Source organism: Micromonospora sp. B11E3 (assembly GCF_039871625.1).
GTDB lineage: Bacteria > Actinomycetota > Actinomycetes > Mycobacteriales > Micromonosporaceae > Micromonospora.
The window spans coordinates 1-20,861 of sequence record NZ_JBDPMC010000096.1; the positions used below are offsets into that span (position 1 = coordinate 1).

A 20,861-nucleotide genomic window follows, 5' to 3' on the forward strand; every position below is an offset into this window, starting at 1 on the left:
CGCTCAAACTCCAAGTACCAAGCCCGCGGACCCAACGTAGACCGGCATAGCTACAAAGCCACCATCGCGATCGACATCATCACAAACCATTGCGAAACACCCGCCGGACCTTAACCGAGCGGCGTTGAGACTAGTCGACGCGGGGAAGCGTGATGGTGAATGTCGTCCCGACGCCGACCTCACTCGCGACCGTGATGCTGCCGTGGTGATCGGTGACGATCTGCCGGGCGATGGCGAGGCCGAGGCCACTGCCCCCGGTACGGCGGCCCCGTGCGGCGTCGGCCCGCCAGAACCGGTCGAACACATGCGGCAGCGCGTCCGCTGCGATTCCCGAGCCGGTGTCGACGACCCGGACGACCGCCTGCGTTCCGGTGCGGCTCGCGACCAGCCGGACGCTGCCGCCCGCAGCGGTCGCCCGTAGTGCGTTGGTGACGAGATTGCCCACCACCTGGCGGAGCCGGTCGGGATCGGCGTGTACCGCAACGGGCTCGGCCGCCACGCGCAACGACACCCTGGCTGACTCCGCCCGGGCGTGGTGGGCGGTGCCGCAGGTCTCCAGGAGTTCGGCCAGATCCACCGTGACCCGGTGGTACGCCAGGTTGCCGGCCTCGGCCAGGGCCAGCTCCTGCAGGTCATCGACGATGCGCTGTTGCAGCACCGCCTCTTCGAGCAGCGAGGCGTAGAGCTCCTGGTCTGGCGTGATCACGCCGTCGGAGAGCGCCTCGAGATAGCCGCGCAGGTTGGCCAGCGGGGTGCGCAGTTCGTGTGCGACGTCGGCGACCAGCCGACGTTGCCGCTCTTCCCCGCGCTGTAGGGAGTCGGCCATCCGGTTGAACGACCGGGCCAACTCCGCCAGCTCGTCGTTGCCCCGCACCGGAACCCGTCCGGTGAGGTCGCCCCGACCGAGTCGCTGAGCGGCCGCGGTGAGCGTGTCGATGGGGCGCAGCACCCGCCGGCTCAGCAGCAGGGTGCCGATGACCGCGACCGTCGCAACGCCCGCTGCCGCCGCGAGCAGCGGACCGGCCGCCAGCGCGGACGCCGGGTCGCCGCGAGCGCCGAGGTAGACCCGGGCGGGTACCGGCGCGACGTCACTGATCTGGTTGGTGAAGACCTGGGTCAGGCAGGAATCCAGTGGTTCCACCGCCGTCAGGGCGCCACAGCCCTGCACCCGGTCGGCGCCGGCCGCCCGGTTCCGGTCAGCCTGGGCCGCGGCGTCGCGACAGCCGCGGACGATCTGGTCGACGCCCGGGCGATGGCGCACGGCGGCCGTGCTCGGGTCCGCGTCGAACCGCGGAACTCCCGTGCTGGTAGGTGAGGCGACGGCGGGGACGGATTCCCGGGTCAGGCAGGCCGCGAACAGCACGCCCGTGCGGTAGGCGGCGATCGCATCGACCACGCCTTTCGCCCGGCCCGCCGGCTCTGTTGGCAATGCGGCCAGGTTCAATACCGGCCGCGGGTCGACGAACCCGACCATCGTGCCGAGCGGCCGGGCGGTGCGGTCCTCCTGGGTGTCCGTGTCGACGATCACGTCGCCCGTGTCGGCGACCAGGTGGATCCGCTGACCGGTCTGGGCGCGCAGGTTCTGTACCAGGCTGGGCACGCCCTCCCAGGTGCCGTGCTGGCTGCCGTACGCCCTGAGTCGGCCGACGACCTGGTCGAGTTGCGCCCGGTCGGTGGTGGCCGAGTCGTTGATCTGTTGCGAGGCCTGCCGCAGGGTCAGCCACGCGGTCGCGGCGACCGCGCTCACCGCGACGAGGATGACCAGCCAGAGCACCCGTAGCCGAAAACTCACCTGCTGGCTCCGGGCGTGCCCTCGGGCGCCGGCATCGCCGCCGGTTCCGGCTTTGTGCCCGCCGCGGTCCAGCTCAAGGCGGACGTCGGTCTGTCCCGTAACGGTGCCGGCGGCGACGAATGGCCCGAGCTGGTCGCCTGGGCTCGCAAGCACGAGGCGGAGGGCAGCGTCCGCGTACACGGGGTGTGGTCTCACCTGACGAACGCCGACGTGCCTGGATGCCCGAGCATCGCGCGGCAGCTGTCGACATTCCGGGAGGCGCTGCGGATCGCCCGGGACGCGGGGATTGACCCCGCGGTGGTGCATCTGGCCAATTCGGCGGCGGCACTGGCCGTCCCGGAGACCCGGTTCGATCTCTGTCGGATCGGCCTGGCCATGTATGGCATCGACCCGTTTGGCGGGGCCGGTCCCCGCCGTTTCGGCCTGCGACCCGCCATGACCCTGCGGTCAAGGGTGATCAACCTGAAACGCGTGCCCGCCGGGACCGGCGTCTCGTACGGGCCCGACCACCTGACCGATCGGCCGACCACGCTCGCTCTGCTGCCGCTCGGGTACGCCGATGGCCTGTCGCGCACCGCCGAGGGCCGCGCGTGGGTCTGGCTCGCTGGTCGACGATGCCCCATCGTGGGCCGCATCGCCATGGATCAGTGCGTCGTCGACGTCGGCGATCTGCCGGTGGCGCTCGGCGATCCCGTGGTCGTCTTCGGCGCCGGCGCCGGCGCCGGCGCCGAGCCCGGCTCGCCCGACCCGGCCGAGCCGACGGCCGCCGAGTGGGCGCGGTGGGCCGGCACCAACCCGCACGAAGTCCTGACCGGAATCGGCGCGCGAGTGGCGCGCGTGCACCTGCGCGGGGGAGAGGCAAGATCATGACTGTTCGTCTGGCGGTGCTGTTCGGTGGGCGTAGCGGGGAGCACGACGTCTCCCGCCGCTCGGCGGAGAGCATCCTGGCCCATCTCGACCGCGACACGTACGACGTGACCGAGGTGCTGATCGAGCGGGACGGCCGGTGGCGGGTGAACGGCGACCGGGCCACGTTCGCGCAGGCGCTGCGGACCCTCGGCGACCAGGACGTGGTGTTCCCGGCGCTGCACGGCCCGTACGGTGAGGACGGCACCGTCCAGTCGATGCTGGAGTGGCTCGGCGTCGCGTTCGTCGGAAACGGTGTCTTCGCCAGCGCCGCGGGGATGGACAAGCCGGTCACGAAGAAACTCCTCGCCGCCGACGGCCTGCGCGTGGCCGCCGGGGTGACGCTGCGCCCCGACGAGGAGCTGTCGTCGCGGGATCAGGAGCGACTGGGACTGCCCGTCTTCGTCAAACCGGCCCGGGCCGGCTCCAGCCTGGGCGTCTCCAAGGTCGAACAATGGGCGCGACTGCCCGCCGCCCTGCGGCTCGCGCGGGGGAGCGACGCGAAGGTTCTCGTCGAACGCGCCGTGCACGGGCGCGAGATCGACGTCGGCGTCCTTCAGCACCCCGACGGTCGCGTCGAGGCCGGGCCGCCGCTGGAGATTCGGATGGCGAACGCCTCCTTCTTCGACTACGACGCCAAGTACGACGGCGGTGCCGTCTTCCACATCCCGGCCCAGCTCGATCCCGGCACCACCCGACTCCTGCAGGACCGGGCTGTGCAGGCGTTCCACGCGCTCGGATGCCGTGGCCTGCTCCGCGTCGACTTCTTCCTCCCGGATCCGGACGCCGACCACGGCACAGGGTGGACCGGAGACCACCGGGAGCCGGTGATCAACGAGGTCAACACCTTCCCCGGATTCACCGCCGCCTCCCAGTACCCGCAGATCTGGCAGCGGGCCGGCGTCGGCTACCCGGCACTGCTCGACATCCTCATTCAGGGCGCACTGCACCGACGCGGCACCGCCTCCCCCTGCCCGCGGCGCTGACCACGATCTGCCCGCGGCGCCGACCACGATGCGGGTCTGCGAGCCGGTGGCGATGCCCGACAAGACCCGCGATTTTCCGGGTGTTGCAGGGGCCGGCCGGTTGCGATGATCCCTTCGTGGGCGTGGGGAGCGCGGAGGGTGTACACCAGGGTTGCGGGCCGATCCCGTGCCTCGTCGACGTCTGGGCGCTTGGCGGCTGGGCCGTTCCCCGGCGACGTGGCGTCATGCAGGCTGGTTGGACAGAATTCTGCGGCATGAGACCGCGGGCGATCAGAGCCATCCGCAGCACGGCAACCGGCCAACGGTGGCTGGGACGCGCCAGCCTGCCGACCACTCCCGCCGGGGTCGAGCAGAGCGCGGTGATGGTCTTCCTCGGCGTACGGTTCGTCAATCTGCTGCAACTGGCGGTGACGCTGCCGTCCGCGCTCGGGCACACGGCGCGGCCAGTCCTGTTCACCGCGGTGCTCACCGGGTTCGCCGCGGAGTCGGTGCTGATCGCGGTTGTCACGGTGCGCGCGGGGAGGTACCGCGACCGGCGCTGGGGGTGGGCCGACACGGCGGTGGCCGTGCTGGTGTTGCTCGCGCAACCGGCCTTCACCACGGCTGAGGACATCACCGGGGACTGGACTGCCTGGGGGTTCGCCTGCACCCTCAGCACGGCGGTGGGAGCCTCGATCGTGTTCGCGCGTCGCCGCGAGGTCGGCTTCGCGGTGGCCATCCTCATGATCTGCTACCTGGCGACCGCCCTGTCAGGTGCGCAGCCCGGATCGACCAGGGCGACGGTGCTCGGCAACGCGTTCGCGTACCCGGGATTCGCCCTGCTCTCCCGGCTGCTGGTCGGTTACCTGCGCCGGCTCGCGGCCGACGCCGACGCCGCCCGGATGGCCGCCGCGCAGGCCGCGGCAGAGGCTGCCCGCATGCGGGAGGTGCAGCGGCAGCGGTTGCTGCTGCACGACAACATCAGCGTGCTCCACATGCTGGCCAGGCCGGATCTGCCCGAGGAACTCGGGGAAGCGCTCAAGGCGCAAGCCGTGGTACTGGCCAACCGGGTCCGCACGTTTCTGGACGACGCGGCGGATCGGATCGGCGCCGACGCGACCGGTCGGATCGGCTGGGACGGCGCCAGGCAGCGGCCGCTCACCGCGATCGTTCGGGACGCCGTAGCCGCCTATCCGGATCTGCGCGTGGAGACCAGCCTCGATCTCGCCGCCGGGGTCACCCTCCCGGAACCGGCCGCTGAGGCGTTGCGCGACGCGGTCGGGACCGTCCTGTCGAACGTCCGCCTGCACGCGTGCGCCAGCCGCGTGGTCGTGCACGCCGACGCCGATCCCGATGAGGACGAATGGGAACTCACCGTGACCGACGACGGCCGCGGGTTCGACCCCGCCGCAACGCCGTACGGCTTCGGCCTGCGGGTCCAGGTGGAGCAGACCCTGGCTGCCCACGGCATCAGCACACACGTGCATTCGGTGCCCGGCGACGGCACCAGGGTCACCGTACGCGGCTGCCTGACAGCGGTGGACCCGGCCAGCCGGTCTCCCCACCCAGGTGACCGTCCGTGACGGCCGCGACGATCCCGCGTGGCGGGCGCGTCCGGGTGGCCGGCGTGGACGACGACACCATCATCCGGGACGGGCTGCAACTGCTGCTGCCACAACTGGACGTCGTGGCGACCTTCGCCGACGCCGAGTCCCTGCTCGCCGCCCGACCGCAGGTGGATGTCGTCCTGCTCGACCTCAAGCTGGACGGCACCGGGCGTGAGCTCTCGCTGCGGGGGATCGACGCCGTACGGGCTGTGGCCGCCGCCGGGCACCGGGTGCTGGTCTACACGAACGAACGCCGCCGCGCGGTGCTGGCGGCCTGCCTGACCGTGGGCGCTCTCGGTATCGCCCACAAAGCCGAGCCGCTCGACGCGCTCGCCGACGCCGTCGCGCAGGTCGCCGCCGGGCACATCGTCATCACCCAGGCGCTCACCGGCCTGGCGGAGGTCGCGGACCGCCGGGGCCGGCTGCCCGCCCTGTCCCCGCGGGAACGGCAGGTGCTGGCCGGCCGGGCCCGCGGCGAGTCGTTCCGCAGCATCGCTGCCCGACTCTACGTGTCCGAGAAGACGGCCGCCGGATACATGGAGCAGGTCAAGGCGAAGTTCGCCGCGTACCTGCGCGACCATTCCCCCGCCGACCTGGAGTACAGCCTCGGCCTGGAGCCGGCCGACCTGCCTGACCGCTACCCGCACGACCCCGCCCCCTGAAGGAACCCGATGCCCGCCACCACCATCCCTCGGCCCCGACTCGGGACCTGCGCCCGCCTCATCGGGATCCTCCTGGCCGTGGCCGGTCTCGTGAGTACCCCCGTGAGCGCGGCGGCCGGCGGTCCGCGACTCACGGCCACCGCCCAGCGGGCAGGCGTCGACAGAGGTGCCCAGCCGGTGCCGGTCGACGGGCGCTGGATACGGGGTGACGCTTCGGCGAACCGCGCAACGTTCCTCGCCTGCCTCGGCGACTCCGGTGACGACTGCGCGGGCGGCGAGCGCGACGCGATGCCGCCCGGGTGGCTCGCCTTCCTCCTGGTGGTGTGCCTGCTCGCGGGTGCGGTGGGAGCGTGGTACCTCGGTTGGACGCTCATCGACATCGCGGCGGAGGCGATCAGGGACCGCCGGGCCGGCGAGCGGTTACGTACGGTCGCGATCTGGCCGGCGCTGGCCGCGCTGGAGGTCGCCTGGCTGGTCGTGTTCGACAACCTCGCCTTCGGCTACGCCCTTCCGCGGATCGGCCTGGAGGTCAACGCCCTGGCCGGGGTCGTGCTGTACCCGCTCTATCTGACGGTGTTGGTGGTCGGCCTGCTCATCATGATCGGCTACCCGGTGTTCGCGGCGAGTCTGCTCCGCTCCCGCACGCGGTCGGCCGGCCGGCGGCTCGGCCTGTACGCGGTGGTGGTGGCCGTCCTGATCGGTTGGCGACAGATCTACCTGCGGTTTCCGGCGGTCGCCGCGGGCCCCTTCGAGATCCGGACGGCATGGCTGAACGACGCATTGCACACCTGGACGCTGCAATGGCCGATTACGGTCCTCTGGCAGACGCTGCGGTTCTTCGCCACGCCGGGCGGCATCGCCGCCTTCTGCTGCCTCGCGCTGATCTCCGGAGTCCTTCCGGACCGCCGATGGGGCGGTCGCGGGACACCCGCACGTGCCGTCGTCGGTGCGGTTCACGGCACGGCGGTCAACGCCGCGGCGTTGCTCACCGGCACCGCGACGACGTTTGTCGTCGGCGTCATCGCGTTCGCCGTGCTCGCTCTCGCGGCGGCTTTTCTCGCCGCGTATGCCATCTACTACCTGCTGGCCATGGTGATCACGGGCGCGATGATCTCCTGGCTCGTCAGACGCTGAAACACGCTGGAGGATGAAGGAAATGACTGACTTCGATGACATGGTAGCCGCCGAACGTCGAAAGCTGGATGAGCAGGCGGCGGCCGAAAGCCGGTTGCAGGCCGCGGGGAAGTCCCGGCGGGACGCCTGGGAGCGCACTGAGTTGCGCGCGTGGCAGGAGAGCATCGACCGTATCCAGGAGTTGTTCTCCGCCGCGGTGCGACGGCTCAAGGCCGAAGGTGTCGAACCCTTGCCGGTACTTGAGCGCCGCACGGCGAGGTCGTTCCAGGAGGTCGACCGCCACGTCGTCGCGGGCCACCGATGGGAGTTCGAGGGAAGGTTCGCCCTGGACAAGCGCTGTCACGCCTACCGGGCCGTGGGCGCCCAGCCACTGATCCCCGCCGAGAGACGGCCCGATCGGAACATCGCCAGGCGGTTGGAGAAGTATCTGCGGGACAGGGGCCTGGTGCCGGGTGCCTACACGGGGCAGTCGAGCGCACAGCGTTTCGCCAAGCTCGATGACAGGTCGCGGCTGCGTACCGGCCTGGCGGCGGACCAGCCCGTGTTGCTGTGCCTGGGGGACGACCGGCACCCCATCGAGTTCGAACCGGCCAGGGCGGTCGAGTCCGGCCGCATCCACTGCTTCGGCAAGGCCGACGACGGCACTCCGCTGATGCTTCCGACGAACGACGACCGGCAACCGGAACCCTTGGAAGCCTTCATGGCGAGGGCCGTCGCCCGGCTCCTCGCGCGACAGCCGTGACGATCGCCGCAACCAGTTCGACCGTACTCGACACCAGACTCGACACCAGATGATGTGGATGTGCCGTGAACAAGCGATGGTCAGCGGCCGTTGCGGGCGTAGTGGCGCTCGTGGTCGCCGCCGGATGGGCCGCAGGTACGGGCAACCTGCCATGGCAGAAGCCAGAAACGGCCAGGTCGGGGACGGCGCAGGTCGGACCGGACGGAGGTACCTTTTCCTTCCCCGGCGGTGCCGTCGTCACGGTGCCCAAGGGTGCAGTGGCGAGCGGGACCACGTTGCGGGTGACGGCGCCGCGGCCGCTGAAGGCCAGCGAGGCGGGGCCACTCGGCGGCATCCACGCGGCCGTGGCGAAGTTCGACGTCTCCCTTGCCAAGGACGGTCAGGACGACGTCCAGCCGAAGGTTCCGCTCACGATCGAGTTGCCGTACGCGGGCAGGCCCAGGGCTGAGGGCGCGGAGCATGTGCTGGCCCTTCCGTACACGCCCGACGGCGACGCGTACGCCCTGTTGCCGTCGAGCGCCAACGGCACAGCGACGAAGATCTCCCTACCGCACCTCTCGCCGAAGTACATCGCGTACGTCAGCGACCGGGCGTTGCTCGCCTCATTCTTCCCTGAGCAGGTCGAAGAGAACCGAACCGACTGCAAGCAGGAAGTGACCGTGTCCGGTCAGCAGGTGACAATTGGTTCTCGCGGCTGGTCGCTCAAGGACGACAGCCCCATCTTCGCCTGCCTCTCCTCCGGCAGCGAGGGGTACGTCCGCGTCGGCATCGCCAACCGTACCAACTACATCTTGTCCGTGGCCGCCACGAGCGATGTCCGTCTCGCCGCTTCACCCGGCGACCACGAGGAGGAGGTGGTCAAGTATGTCAGCAGACTGCTGCCCTTCGGCGAGAAGGTCAAGGCGTACCTCGGGCGCGACGGCCAGCTGGTCGGGTCGATCAACACGAAGGACCTACCTGCCACCGTCGAGCTTCAGGGCGACTTCCGCACCTTTGCTGCCGAAAGCATCGTGAAGCTCTTCGGTCTCGCGGTTGGCCTGCTGACCGGCGAAGGCAACGCCGGCAAGACGATGGAGGTTGTCGGCGCGCTCCTCGAACAAGGCAACCTCGTCTCCTGCGTACAGAACTCGATGGCGCCGCTTGCCGGCCGAGCGACGCTCGGCCAGGTCATCAACGCCGGCGCCGGCTGTTTCGGCACCCTTGTCAGTTTGCTGGCCGGCCGGATGAACCTTGCCAAGGCACTGTGGCGGCTGGCGTGGGTGGGCGACGCGCTGAAGGCGCTCGTCGACACCGTCACATCGTCCATAAGCGGCATCCGGCTGCAACTGAGCAACACGCTGCGGGTCGCGGTGGTGGGGTCGGCCGGCGGCGCCAGCCCGGCCGGGCCGGCGTTCACGTTGAAACCGAACTTCGCCAGCTTCGCCGCGGGTGAAAGCATCTCCATGTTCGATCGCCTGACGATCCCGTATCCGAAGAACTGGATCGGGGCCATGAGCGAACCCGATGTGGTGATGAACTTTGCGGAGGACTGCGGCGGAGCCACTGCGGACTGTCCGCATGTCAACTTCGTCAATCTCGGTTCGGGGAAAGCGGACGAGTACTTCGGCGATGATCCGGTCAGGCACTGGGCCGCGCAGTCATGCTCGGGCGGCGCGCCCGGGAAGGTGGAGGGACCCGTCAACCTGACGCTGGGCGGACAGCCTGCGAGCCTCTACCGGCAGCGGTGCGGCGCGGACAGGTTCGCCTCGCCGCGCTACGCCTGGCTGGTGCCGGGAAAGCAGCTTTTCGTCATGATTACGGACGTCGGCGCCTCGCCCGAGATCGTAGAAGGTGCACTGGAGAAGGTGCGGTGGCAGTAGCACCTGTGCGGTCAGGGGTGGTAGGGGCCTCCGGGTGGCTCATTGCTGGTTCGCGGCCTGGTAGTGCTCGTCGGTGACCGGTTCGAGCCAGGTGGTGGGGTCGCCGCCGTCGGGGAGGTTCTCGAGCATGGCGAGGTGGCTCATGAAGGTGTCGGCGGTGGCGCCGTGCCAGTGTTCCTCGCCGGGTGGGCAGATGACGGTGTCGCCGGGGCGTACGCGCACGACCGTTCCGTCGCGGGTTCCGACCAGGCCGACGCCGTCGGTGGCGTGGAGGGTCTGGCCGACGGCGTGGGAGTGCCAGTTGGTGCGGGCGCCGGGGGTGAAGCGGACGAGGGCGACGACCATCCGCGACGGCTCCTGCCCCTGCCGGATGGGGGTAGTCACCCCGCCCGCCGAGCAGTCCGCTGAAGACCGGCGGGTCGGCCCAGCCTGGGGCGCACAACCAGGTGACGTTCCCGTCCGGGCCGATCAGCGCACCGCGGTGCCCGTCCGCGACCAGGGCGTACTCCCGCAGCACGTGCGGCCGAAGGCCGTCCCCGGCCGCCGGGCGGCTCGGCTGGTCGTCTCCGCGCACCCGGCCGCACCTCCCGTCGTCGGCCGGGCTACCCGTCCCGCACCGCCTCATGCCTGCGATCTCGACTACCTGGGGCGACAAGGGGTACCTACCGGCAGCGGCCGGGGTCCCGGGACGAGGCGCCCAACCGGCGGGCCGAGACGAACCACCGGAAAGGAGAGGCGATGGACGCGAGGAGCGGGCCGCCACGGCGGCGCCGGTCGGCGGCCGGACGGAACGGCCGGCCGTGAGGACCCAGGAGGTACGCCACCAGACCGGACGGGTCCTCGTGGTGGTGTGCGACAAGGGGGAGGAGGCGGTGGCGGCCGTCGGGGCGGCCCTGCGCGAGCAGCGGGTGCGCGCCGCGCGGGTGACCGCCGTGGGCGGCTTCGCCGACGCGGAGGTCGGCTGGTTCGACCGGGACCGGCGGGACTACCGCCGCATCGCCGTACCCGAACAGGTGGAGGTGGTGTCCCTGCTCGGCGACGTGGCGGAGCAGGACGGCGAGCCGGCCCTGCACGTGCACGCGGTGCTGGGCCGGTCCGATGGCAGCACCCTCGGCGGCCACCTGCTGCGTGGCCGGGTCTGGCCGACGCTGGAGGTGATCGTCTCCGAGGTGGCGCCCGAGCTGGCAAAGCGGGTCGACCCGGAGACGGGCCTCGCCCTGATCTCGGGGACGCCGCCGGAGCCCGGACCGTAGCCGGCCGCCGACGCGGGGCAGTGCGCCACCGGCGAAAGGCGCGTCCCCGGCCGGCCGGCGCCCACTACCTGTCGCGGTCGGCCTCACCGGGGTCGCGCCACTCCGGCGGGCTCAGCCGCTCGCCGTCGCGCTGGGAGTCCAGCGGGTCGCTGTCGGCCTCCCGGGTCTCCTCGAAGCTGGGCCGGCGCACCTCCTCGGGCGAGGGGACGTGGACCGGCCGGGCACCCGACTGGGGCAGCGGCTGGAACTCCTCCACCTCTTCCACGCCGTGCGCGCCCGTGGCGCTCGGCGGCTCCGGCCGGCGCGGCACGTGGTGCAGTTCCTCGGCGAGGTGCTGCGGCGGACGGGCGGCGCGCTGGGGCAGGTCCCGGCCGAGGTCGGCGACCAGGGGGCCGTACTTGGCGTCGAACGCGGGGCGCTCCGAGCGGATGCGGGGCATGCGGTCGAAGTTGCGCAGCGGGGGCGGGCAGGTGGTGGCCCACTCCAGCGAGTTGCCGTACCCCCAGGGGTCGTCGACGGTGACTGCGGCGCCGAAGCGCCAGGACTTCCACACGTTGTAGAAGAAGAACAGGGTGGACGTGCCGAGGATGAACGACCCGATGGTGGAGACCGTGTGCAGCATGGTGAAGCCGTCGCCGGGCAGGTAGTCGGCGTAGCGGCGGGGCATGCCCTCGTTGCCCAGCCAGTGCTGCACGAGGAACGTGGTGTGGAAGCCGACGAGCATGGTCCAGAAGTGGATCTTTCCGAGCCGCTCGTCGAGTAGCCGGCCGGTCATCTTCGGGAACCAGAAGTAGACCCCGGCGAACGCCGCGAACACGATCGTGCCGAACAGCACGTAGTGGAAGTGCGCCACCACGAAGTAGGTGTCCTGGACGTGGAAGTCCACCGGGGGGCTGGCCAGCAGGACGCCGGTGAGCCCGCCGAGCAGGAACGTGACCAGGAAGCCGACGGCGAAGAGCATCGGCGTCTCGAAGGTCAGTTGCCCCTTCCACATGGTGCCGATCCAGTTGAAGAACTTCACCCCGGTCGGCACGGCGATGATGAAGGTCAGCAGTGAGAAGAACGGCAGCAGCACCCGGCCGGTGGTGAACATGTGGTGCGCCCACACGTTCATCGAGTAGAAGAAGATCACCCACAGCGCGAGGACCATGCCTTTGTAGCCGAACAGCGGCTTGCGGGAGAAGACGGGGATGACCTCGCTGATGATGCCGAAGAACGGCAGCGCGACGATGTAGACCTCGGGATGGCCGAAGAACCAGAACAGATGCTGGTAGATGATCGGCCCGCCGTGGTCGGCGTCGTAGACGTGGGCGTCGAGGACCCGGTCGGCCAGCAGGGCCAGGAGCGCGGACGACAGCAGGGGGAAGACCACGACCGCCATCAGGGCGGTGATGAACATCGCCCAGGTGAACAGCGGCATGCGGAACATCGTCATGCCGGGCGCCCGCAGGATCAGGACCGTGGTGATCAGGTTGACCGACCCGAGGATGGTCCCGACGCCGGAGAGCACCAGCCCGATGATCCACATGTTGCCGCCGACGCCGGGCGAGTGCTCCGGCTCGCTCAGCGTCGTGTAGGCGGTCCAGCCGAAGTCGGCCGCGCCGCCCGGCGCGACGAACGACCCCAGCACGATCATGCCGCCGAACAGGTACAGCCAGTACGCGAAGGCGTTCAGCCGGGGGAACGACACGTCCGGGGCGCCGATCTGCAGCGGCACCAGATAGTTGCCGAAGGCGAACGCCAGCGGGGTGGCGAACAGGAACATCATGATCGTGCCGTGCGAGGTGAACAGCTGGTTGTACTGCTCCGGCGACAGGAACTGCATTCCCGGGCGGGCCAGTTCGGCGCGCATGAGCAGCGCCTCGATGCCGGCGGCGACGAAGAAGAAGAACGAGGTGACCAGGTAGAGCAGGCCGATCTGCTTGGCGTCCGTGGTGCCGAGCAGCTTGAGCAGCTTGTTGCCGGGCAACGCCGAACGCACCGGACCCGGATAGCCGCCGAAGTGGGCCGGTGCCAGGATCGCGGTCCCGCGGTCCCGGCCGGTCCCGGCAGTTGTCCGTTCGGGCATGGCTCACCCCATGGGAGACGGCGAGGAGCGGTTGACTTGTCGACCTTATGTGCACATGAGGGTGAAAGTGACGTATTCCCGTACAGTCCCCCGTCCGGGCGGGTGCATGATCAACCGCCGTCGCCAGCACCGCCTTCGCCGTCGCCAGCACCGCCTTCGCCGTCGCCAGCACCGCCTTCACCGCCGGCCGTCCTTTCGAGCGGACCCGCCCGATCCCCGGCACCGGCCGCCGCCGCGGGGACGCGTGTCGGCGCGAGGTGCGGGGACGGGTTAGGCTGCCCGCCGTGGCAGGTCTGTTGAGGAGTGTGGCGTCCCGACTCGGCCGGGTGACCGGTGGCGGGGCCGCGCGCACGCGTACGCCGGGGCCGATCCCGGCCCAGGTCGCGCGGCGCCGGCAGGTCTCCGCGTTGCAGCGACGGGAGCTGAGCTACGCCCCGGAGCCGGACGGCCAGGCCGACCCAGGTGAGATCGTCTGGACCTGGGTGCCCTACGAGGACGACCCGAGGCAGGGCAAGGACCGGCCGGTGCTGGTCGTCGGCCGGCAGAGCCGGACCCTGTTCGGGCTGATGCTGTCCAGCCAGAGCGAGCGGGACGGCCAGCGGCACTGGCTGTCCCTCGGCCCGGGCGCGTGGGACCGCGAGAACCGGCCCAGCTGGGTCCGGCTCGACCGGGTGCTCACCATGCGCGAGGACAGCATCCGGCGCGAGGGCGCGGTGCTCGACCGGGCCCGCTTCGACCGGATCGGGCGGGCCCTGCGGGCCGGCTACGGCTGGCGCTGACCCTCTGTCGCGGCGCCCGGGCGGCAGCCGGTGCGTCGGCGCGCGGCGAGGTCACGCGCTGTCGACGAGGTGGACCGGGCCCGGGATGTCCCCGACGAGTTGGCGGGCGGGCCGGGACGCACCGACGCTCTTCGCCTGGTACATGGCCGCGTCGGCGCGGTCGAGCGCCTCGGTGAGCTGGGTCGGGCAGGTGACCGGGGCGAGCCCGACCGAGGCGGTCACCCGCAGGCTGCGGGTGCCCAGCGGGATCGGCGCGGCGAGCGACTCGCAGAGCCGCCGGGTGGCGTGCTCGATCCACCGCCGGTCGACGGTGGGACCGGCCAGCAGGCCCGCGAACTCGTCGCCGCCGAGCCGGGCCACCAGGTTGTCGCCGGCGAAGGCGGCCAACCGCTCGGCCACGCAGATCAGCACCTTGTCCCCGGCGGCGTGACCGTACCGGTCGTTCACCTGCTTGAAGTCGTCCAGGTCGAGCACCACGGCGATCAGCGGTTGGCCGGCGGCGTCGGTCAGCAGTGCCGCGGCCAGCCGGAAGAACGCGCGCCGGTTGGGTAGCCCGGTCAGCGGATCGTGGCTGGCGGCGTGGCGCTCGGCGGCCAGCTCGGCCCGCAGGTGCGCGATCTCCGCCTCGGCGACCTGGGCCCGGCGGCGCAACTGCCACGCGGAGACGAGGGCGCCGGCAGCTGAGATCCCGGACGCGATGGTCAGCGGATCCGGCACGAGCCCTCCCCTCGCCGCGTCGGCCGGCGGGCGACGGCCAACGCCCGTTCGGTCTCACGTTTGCCCTGGTGCGAGCCCAGGTCGGGTAACCCAAAGTGAGCGGATGGGCACCGCCCATCTGCGATATCATGCTCGCTGCCCAGTGCAGATGCAATAGCAGATGCACGTGCAGATGCAACCGTTCGTCAGGCACCCCCTCGCCAGCACCGCTCCTCCCGCGGCATCGGCAGGCCCCGAGGAGAAGGACGCCCCATGCAGCAGCCACCCAACGGCGTTCCCGCCGCCCAGCTTCCCGCGCTGAAGTGGCAGAAGAGCCGGCGGAGCAACCCCAGCGGCAACTGCGTCGAGCTGGCCGAACTTCCCGACGGCGCCGGGATCGCCGTCCGCAACTCGCGCCACCCCGAGGGGCCGGCGCTGATCTACACGGTGGACGAGATCGCCGCCTTCGTCCTCGGCGCCCGCGACGGGGACTTCGATCACCTGATCAACTGACTTCGCGTCACCGGCCGACCGCGTCCCGTGATGTGGGAGGGCGAGTCCATTCGCCACGGGTTCAACTCACTATCGGTCCGTGGCATGCTTACACGTCGGCCGGGGTGGGGCCCGGCCGGCGAGAGCTGCCAGGTGGAGGGTCGGGGCGTGACGATGGTTCCCACCGGAGGCGGTCCGGCCACCGGTCCGACCGTGTTGCGCATGCTGCTCGGGGCGCAGCTGCGCCGGCTGCGCGAGGAAAGGGGGGTGACCCGGGAGGGCGCCGGCTGGGAGATCCGGGCCTCCGAGTCGAAGATCAGCCGGATGGAGCTGGGCCGGGTCGGCTTCAAGGAGCGCGACGTCGCCGACCTGCTGACCCTGTACGGGGTGGTGGACGCGGACGAGCGGGAGGCCATGCTCAAGCTCGCCCGGGACGCGAACAGCCCCGGCTGGTGGCACCGGTACGGCGACGTGCTGCCCTCCTGGTTCCAGTCCTACCTGGGCCTGGAGTCGGCCGCCGCCCTGATCCGCAGCTACGAGGTCCAGTTCGTGCCCGGCCTGCTCCAGACCCCCGGGTACGCCCGGGCGGTCGTCCTGCTCGGCCACCCCCGCGCCGGCGTCGAGGAGATCGACCGCCGGGTGGGCCTGCGCATGCGGCGCCAGGAACTGCTGAGCCGCCCGGAGCCGCCGCAGCTGTGGGCGGTGATCGACGAGGCGGCGCTGCGCCGGCCCATCGGCGGGCCCGAGGTGATGCGCGGCCAGCTCACCGCCCTGATCGAGGCGACCCGCTCGCCACACGTGCGGGTGCAGGTCATCCCGTTCGAGGCGGGCGGGCACGCGGCGGCGGGCGGCGCCTTCACCATCCTCCGCTTCGGCGACCAGGACCTCCCGGACATCGTCTACATCGAACAGCTCACCAGCGCCCTCTACCTCGACAAGCGGGAGGACCTGGACTACTACGCGGCGGCCATGGAACGGCTCTGCGTCGAGGCCGAGCCACCCGAACGGACGCCGGACCTGCTCACCCGGCTGCGCGACGAGCTGTACCCGGGCTGAGGTCGGCCGCCGGGCCGAGCCCGGCGGCGGCGGACGCCGGCGGGGCGGTCGCCCGCCGGCCCGGACGTGCGGCCGAGCCCGGCGGCGGCGGACGCCGGCGGGGCGGTCGCCCGCCGGCCCGGACGTGGCGCACTCGCCGGGCAGCGCACGACAGTCCGCCCGCCCGGGGCAGCTCACGGCAGTCCGCCCACCCTGGCCCGGACGGGACTCGAGGGTCCGATTGGGCACCCGCGGTTGGTGCGCGGCGGCGCCCGGCAGGCAGACTGGACCCCATCATGTCGCCGTTCACTCCCACCCTCCGGCTGCACGACCGGTACGTCCTGCGCGAGCGCATCGGCCTCGGCGGGATGTCCGAGGTGTGGCGCGCCGACGACGAGGTGCTGCACCGGCCCGTCGCGGTCAAGGCCCTCGCCGCGCAGCTCGCCACCGACCCGCAGCTGCGCGCCGCCATCCAGCGTGAGGCCCGCGCCGCCGCCCGGCTCACCCATCCGCACGTCACCCAGGTGTACGACTACGGCGAGGCGACCCTGGCCGGCGGCAGGGTGGTGCCGTACCTGGTGATGGAGCTGGTCGAGGGGCGCAACCTCGCCGACCGGCTCGCCGCCGGACCACTGCCCTGGCCGGAGGCCGTTCGGACGGCCGGACAGGTCGCCGCCGCGCTGGCCGCCGCCCACCGCATCGGCGTGGTGCACCGGGACATCAAGCCGGGCAACGTCATGCTCACCGAGACCGGCGCCAAGGTGCTCGACTTCGGCATCGCCGCCCTCGCCGGGCCGCACCACCCGCTCAGCGGGCAGACCGGCGAGCTGATGATGGGCACGCCCGCGTACTTCGCGCCGGAACGGCTCACCCCCGGGCCGCCGAACCCGGCCAGCGACGTCTACGCCCTCGGCGCCCTGCTCTACCGGACCCTCACCGGCCGGGCCCCGCTGCCCGTGCAGAGCTGGGAGGACGCCCTCGCGGTGCATGCCCGTCCCGCCCCCGTCCCGCCCCCGCAGGTCCCCGGGCTGCCCCCGGAGATCGCCGCGCTCACCCTGGTCTGCCTCTCCGCCGACCCGGCCGACCGGCCCACCGCCGCCCACCTGGCGGCCCGGCTCGGTGCGGCGCCGACGGCCGGCCCGCCGACGGCGATACTGCCCACCGTGCGCGGCGCCGCCGCGCACCCGCCCACCCTGATCGACCGCGCCGGCCCGCCCGCCCGACCGGTCCCGCCCCGCGCCGCGGCGGCCGCCACGGTCCGTCCGGGTCCGCCGCCCGCCGCGCCGCGCCGAAGCAACCGCCTCGTCGGTGTCCTCGTCGCAGCGGGCGTGGCGCTGCTGCTCGGGCTGGTCGGGCTGGTCGCCCTCGACGGCGAGCCGTCGACCCCGCCGGCCGCCGGGCCCGGGACCAGCACCCAGGAGGAGCAGCCGACCGAGGCGCCGCCGCCGACCGAGGCGGCCACCCCGAGCACCGCCCCGCCGACCACCGCGCAGACCCGACCGGTCAGCCTCCGCGAGTTGGCCGCCGCGGTCGTCGCCGTGGTGAACGAGGCGGAGGCCCGGGGCGAGATCGACTCGAAGACGGCCGACGAGCTGCGCGACAAGGTTCGGGACCTGGAACGCGGCAAGCCGAACGACCGGATCAAGCGGATCCGGGACCTGCGCGAGCGCGTCGCCGAGGCGATCGACAGGGAACGGATCAGGGGAGAGGCGGCCCAGCAGCTCGGCGCCCTGCTCGCCCCGTACTCTCAGTCGGGCGGGGACGACGAGGACGACTGAACCTCACGCGACCGGGTCGGCGGCGTCCCCGCGCCGTACGCCGAGGAGGAACTCCGTCAGGACGGGGGCCAGGGCGTCCTCGGGCACCTGGTGCCAGTCGCCCGCCATGCCCCGCAGCCGGCCGGCGGGCAGCGCCTCCGCCACGTCCCGCGCCCAGCCGCGCAGCCGCTCGTCGCTGCTCTCGCTGTGCACGACCAGCGCGGGGACGGTCACCGCCGACGCCTCGGCCCGCGACAGGCAGCCGGTGACCGTCAGGTCGTAGACGAGGGTGTGCGCCAGCCCCTCCAGCGTCGGCCAGAGCGACCCCTGCCGCATCCCCTCGACCAGTTCTGCGGGCACCCCGATCTGGCGCTGGAAGTGGGCCACCGCGTCGCCGCGCCGCCCGGCCGCGACCAGTGCGGCGATCTCGCCGGCCAGGCCCTCGCCGGGCGCCGCCGGCGGGGCCGCGAAGTCCAGCGGCGGCTCCAGCAGCGCCAGCCCCGCGACGGGCACCCCGCGGGCCGCCGCGAGCAGTGCCAGCACCGCGCCGGAGGAGAACCCGAACAGGTACGCCGACCCGCCCGCCTCCGCCACGAGCGCCCGCAGGTCGTCGACCTCCCGGTCCACCGTGTACGGCGGCGTGTCGCCGCTCTCGCCCCGGCCCCGGCGGTCGTAGCAGAAGACGGTGAACCGGTCGGCGAGCAGGGCGGCCAGGCCCCGCATCGGGCCGAAACCCCGGAAGCCGCTGGCGGCGTCGACCATGACCAGCGCCGGCCCCCGCCCGACATGCTCGTACGCGATCACCGTGCCGTCCGCCGAGCGGACCGTCCCCATCGTCGGCGTCATGCCCGTCACCCCGCCCGTCCTCGGGCGCCCCGACCGCTCCGGAGCCCTGGGCAGACCCTAAGGACCGGGTACGACGCTTCGACGCCCCCGGGCCGCGACGCGCCGCGGTCGGGCGTGCAGCCGGCCGAAGGCATGGCAGTCGGCGAAAACGGTCACTAACTTTGTCTGATGATCAGCACGCAGCCGCTTCTGCCCTTCCCCCGTACGGTCGCCTCCGCTCCGGAGCCCGGCTCCGACGGACCGGTCGGATTCGTCACGGGCCTGGTCGAACGGCTCGGCGGCCCCGGCGCCGGGCTGGCGGTCGCGCTGGAGAACCTGTTCCCGCCGATCCCCAGCGAGGTGATCCTGCCGCTGGCCGGGTTCGCGGCCGGCCAGGGGAAGATCAGCCTGGTCGGCGCGATCGGCTGGACGACGCTCGGGTCGGTCCTCGGCGCGCTGGCGCTGTACGCGATCGGCGCGATGCTGGGCCGGGACCGGATGCGGGCCATCGCCGCGCGGCTGCCGCTGATCAAACTGGAGGACGTCGACCGGACGGAGGCGTGGTTCCTCCGGCACGGGGTGAAGGCCGTGTTCTTCGGTCGGATGATCCCGGTGTTCCGGAGTCTCATCTCCATCCCGGCCGGGGTGGAACGGATGCCGGTGCGGACCTTCCTGGTGTACACGACCCTGGGCAGCCTGATCTGGAACACCGTCTTCGTGCTGGCGGGGTATCTGCTCGGGGAGAACTGGCACGTCGTCGAGAGTTACGTGGGCACGTTCCAGAACGTGGTGATCGCCGTGTGCGCGGTGGGGTTGGGCTGGTTCGTGGTGACCCGGGTACGGCGGGCGCGGGCGGCCCGCCGGGCGACGGGGCCTGTCGACGAGGCGGCCGAGGTGATCGAGGAGAAGCCCGAGTACCGGGGGACCATCTACCACAGCAGCTCCGGGCGGGGGTAGCGGCCCGCCTGGTGGTTCGTTGTTGGTTGCCGGGTTCGGTTGCCCGTGGGTCCGGCCGTGCCTGGTGTGTCGGTGGTTGCGGCCGGGGGTGGGGCCCGCCGTGCCCGGCTCCGGGCGGTCAGGCTTGATCCCTGCGCCGGTCACGGCGGGCCCCACCCGACTCCGTGCCGGTTGCTGTCCGTCGGTTCGTTCCCGTTCGGCCTGGTTGCGGGTCCGGTTCGCGGCGTTTGTTCGGTGCGCCCCACTCGTCCGGCGGGCGCGGTCTTTGCCTCGGTGTTCGCGTTGGTGGTGGCCGGTTGAGGTGGTGGTCGGCTCTCCATGTCGGCGACATGGCGGCATCCGGATGGCTTGGATACCCCCATGTCGCCGACATGGAGTGGATCAACTCGTCCGGGTGTGTCCGTTTGCGCCGAATGTCCGGTCCGGGCGGTGGGTTGGCGGTGACCGGGGGCACCGTCGGGGCGGAATCGTGGCGGGGGTGGGGGCGTTGGAGACGGGTGCACGGCCGAGGAGGGCGCCCCACGGGGTGGGACCCGGGCCCCGGAATGATGGTCGGCCGCCGGTCGTTGTGCATGGTCCCGGCGCCGCGACGAGGCAATCCTCCGCCCCGATCGAGGCACCCACCCGAGTGGCAGACCGAGGCGTCTTCGCCTCGACCGGGTCCCCGATCCGCGGTGCGCGGCCGGGCAGATTCTTTCCCCTCAGGCTTTCGAGCGCCCTGACGGTGCTCACACCCGGCACAGGCCGTCCCCCTTGTGGCCCGGGCTGGGTGTCGACCCCCGAATGGAGCTTTGATCATGATGAACACGATGCTGCGTAAGAGCGTTCTCGGTGTTGCCGGTCTCGCGTTCGCCGGTGGGCTGGCCGCCGGCCCCCTGCACGCCGCGAACACCACCACCGCCGCCCCGGTCGAGGCCAAGCCCGTCGCCGTGATGCAGGCCGACAAGCCCGACAGCGGCAGGCTGATCCCGCACGGGGTGCAGGGCCCCCAGTCCCACATCACCCTGGACGACGAGCAGGTGGCGAACGCGAAGGCGATCATCGCGGCGACGAAGAAGGCCGGCCTGCCCGAGCGGGCCGCCGTCATCTCGATCGCCACGAGCCTGCAGGAGTCGAAGCTGGAGAACCTGGGGCACCTGGGTGACCGTAACGACCACGACTCGCTGGGCCTGTTCCAGCAGCGCCCGTCGTCGGGTTGGGGCACGCCGGAGCAGATCACGGACCCGGAGTACTCGACGACGGCGTTCCTGAAGGGTTTGAAGCAGGTGGACGGGTGGCAGGACATGCCGCTGACCGACGCCGCGCAGACGGTGCAGGTGTCGGCGTACCCGG

The 20,861-nt window shown here is 72.0% G+C and carries 19 protein-coding genes and 1 pseudogene; 14 read left to right on the top strand and 6 right to left on the bottom strand.

What is annotated here, in order from left to right; all coding sequences use genetic code 11:
* Window positions 1-130: 130 nt before the first annotated feature.
* Complete coding sequence (locus ABGB16_RS29660; protein ID WP_347671385.1) at window positions 131-1,792, bottom strand: ATP-binding protein; 1,662 nt, start codon at window positions 1,790-1,792, stop codon at window positions 131-133.
* A gap of 15 nt (window positions 1,793-1,807) precedes the next feature.
* Between ABGB16_RS29660 and alr the strand changes: the two genes are divergently transcribed.
* The 7 genes from alr to ABGB16_RS29695 all read left to right on the top strand — a co-directional run bounded on the left by alr (window position 1,808) and on the right by ABGB16_RS29695 (window position 9,667).
* Window positions 1,808-2,662 (top strand): alanine racemase, encoded by an 855-nt coding sequence (gene alr / locus ABGB16_RS29665; protein ID WP_347671386.1) that lies wholly within the window; start codon window positions 1,808-1,810, stop codon window positions 2,660-2,662.
* Window positions 2,659-3,684: a D-alanine--D-alanine ligase family protein gene (locus ABGB16_RS29670; RefSeq protein ID WP_347671387.1), complete on the top strand. Its 1,026-nt coding sequence runs from the start codon at window positions 2,659-2,661 to the stop codon at window positions 3,682-3,684. Before alr ends, ABGB16_RS29670 begins: the two co-directional genes overlap by 4 nt.
* Window positions 3,685-3,938: 254 nt before the next feature.
* The gene (locus ABGB16_RS29675) at window positions 3,939-5,246 is read left to right on the top strand and encodes an ATP-binding protein (RefSeq protein ID WP_347671388.1); all 1,308 of its coding nucleotides are present in this window, start codon (window positions 3,939-3,941) and stop codon (window positions 5,244-5,246) included.
* Entirely contained in the window at window positions 5,243-5,932 is a 690-nt protein-coding gene (locus ABGB16_RS29680; protein ID WP_347671389.1) for a response regulator transcription factor, read from the top strand. Before ABGB16_RS29675 ends, ABGB16_RS29680 begins: the two co-directional genes overlap by 4 nt.
* Before the next feature lie 177 nt (window positions 5,933-6,109).
* A complete protein-coding gene (locus ABGB16_RS29685; RefSeq protein ID WP_347671390.1) occupies window positions 6,110-7,066 on the top strand; it encodes a hypothetical protein in 957 nt (318 codons plus the stop codon).
* 22 nt (window positions 7,067-7,088) lie between these two features.
* The gene (locus ABGB16_RS29690) at window positions 7,089-7,808 is read left to right on the top strand and encodes a hypothetical protein (protein ID WP_347671391.1); all 720 of its coding nucleotides are present in this window, start codon (window positions 7,089-7,091) and stop codon (window positions 7,806-7,808) included.
* A 65-nt stretch (window positions 7,809-7,873) separates the two neighbouring features.
* Entirely contained in the window at window positions 7,874-9,667 is a 1,794-nt protein-coding gene (locus ABGB16_RS29695) for a hypothetical protein (protein WP_347671392.1), read from the top strand.
* 39 nt (window positions 9,668-9,706) lie between these two features.
* Here the strand turns inward: ABGB16_RS29695 and ABGB16_RS29700 are convergent, their stop codons facing one another.
* Complete coding sequence (locus tag ABGB16_RS29700; protein WP_347671393.1) at window positions 9,707-10,051, bottom strand: cupin domain-containing protein; 345 nt, start codon at window positions 10,049-10,051, stop codon at window positions 9,707-9,709.
* Window positions 10,044-10,241: pseudogene (locus tag ABGB16_RS29705) on the bottom strand (trehalase-like domain-containing protein); the annotation flags it as partial. The pseudogene ABGB16_RS29705 and the gene ABGB16_RS29700, both read right to left, overlap by 8 nt.
* Window positions 10,242-10,467: 226 nt before the next feature.
* Between ABGB16_RS29705 and ABGB16_RS29710 the strand changes: the two are divergent.
* Window positions 10,468-10,920, top strand: coding sequence for a DUF296 domain-containing protein (locus tag ABGB16_RS29710; protein ID WP_347671394.1), 453 nt, complete (start codon window positions 10,468-10,470; stop codon window positions 10,918-10,920).
* Window positions 10,921-10,984: 64 nt separating this feature from the next.
* Here ABGB16_RS29710 and ctaD read toward each other — a convergent pair whose 3' ends face one another.
* Window positions 10,985-12,988, bottom strand: coding sequence for a cytochrome c oxidase subunit I (ctaD, locus tag ABGB16_RS29715; protein WP_347671395.1), 2,004 nt, complete (start codon window positions 12,986-12,988; stop codon window positions 10,985-10,987).
* Window positions 12,989-13,272: 284 nt separating this feature from the next.
* Here ctaD and ABGB16_RS29720 point away from each other — a divergent pair, with 284 nt between their 5' ends.
* A complete protein-coding gene (locus ABGB16_RS29720; RefSeq protein WP_347671396.1) occupies window positions 13,273-13,767 on the top strand; it encodes a type II toxin-antitoxin system PemK/MazF family toxin in 495 nt (164 codons plus the stop codon).
* Between the two features lie 51 nt (window positions 13,768-13,818).
* Here the strand turns inward: ABGB16_RS29720 and ABGB16_RS29725 are convergent, their stop codons facing one another.
* Window positions 13,819-14,484 (bottom strand): GGDEF domain-containing protein, encoded by a 666-nt coding sequence (locus ABGB16_RS29725; RefSeq protein ID WP_347671397.1) that lies wholly within the window; start codon window positions 14,482-14,484, stop codon window positions 13,819-13,821.
* A 252-nt stretch (window positions 14,485-14,736) separates the two neighbouring features.
* On the opposite strand from ABGB16_RS29725, the gene ABGB16_RS29730 reads away from it, so the two are divergent.
* The 3 genes from ABGB16_RS29730 to ABGB16_RS29740 all read left to right on the top strand — a co-directional run bounded on the left by ABGB16_RS29730 (window position 14,737) and on the right by ABGB16_RS29740 (window position 17,768).
* Window positions 14,737-14,976 (top strand): DUF397 domain-containing protein, encoded by a 240-nt coding sequence (locus ABGB16_RS29730; protein WP_347671398.1) that lies wholly within the window; start codon window positions 14,737-14,739, stop codon window positions 14,974-14,976.
* Window positions 14,977-15,129: 153 nt separating this feature from the next.
* Window positions 15,130-16,011: a helix-turn-helix transcriptional regulator gene (locus ABGB16_RS29735; RefSeq protein ID WP_347671403.1), complete on the top strand. Its 882-nt coding sequence runs from the start codon at window positions 15,130-15,132 to the stop codon at window positions 16,009-16,011.
* A gap of 275 nt (window positions 16,012-16,286) precedes the next feature.
* Window positions 16,287-17,768, top strand: coding sequence for a protein kinase (locus ABGB16_RS29740; protein ID WP_347671399.1), 1,482 nt, complete (start codon window positions 16,287-16,289; stop codon window positions 17,766-17,768).
* A gap of 3 nt (window positions 17,769-17,771) precedes the next feature.
* Here ABGB16_RS29740 and ABGB16_RS29745 read toward each other — a convergent pair whose 3' ends face one another.
* Complete coding sequence (locus ABGB16_RS29745) at window positions 17,772-18,593, bottom strand: alpha/beta hydrolase (protein ID WP_347671400.1); 822 nt, start codon at window positions 18,591-18,593, stop codon at window positions 17,772-17,774.
* A 168-nt stretch (window positions 18,594-18,761) separates the two neighbouring features.
* Here ABGB16_RS29745 and ABGB16_RS29750 point away from each other — a divergent pair, with 168 nt between their 5' ends.
* Together ABGB16_RS29750 and ABGB16_RS29755 are read left to right on the top strand one after the other, a co-directional pair.
* Window positions 18,762-19,529: a DedA family protein gene (locus ABGB16_RS29750; protein WP_347671401.1), complete on the top strand. Its 768-nt coding sequence runs from the start codon at window positions 18,762-18,764 to the stop codon at window positions 19,527-19,529.
* A gap of 800 nt (window positions 19,530-20,329) precedes the next feature.
* Window positions 20,330-20,861: hypothetical protein (locus ABGB16_RS29755; RefSeq protein WP_347671402.1), on the top strand; the 532-nt coding region annotated here is incomplete at its 3' end.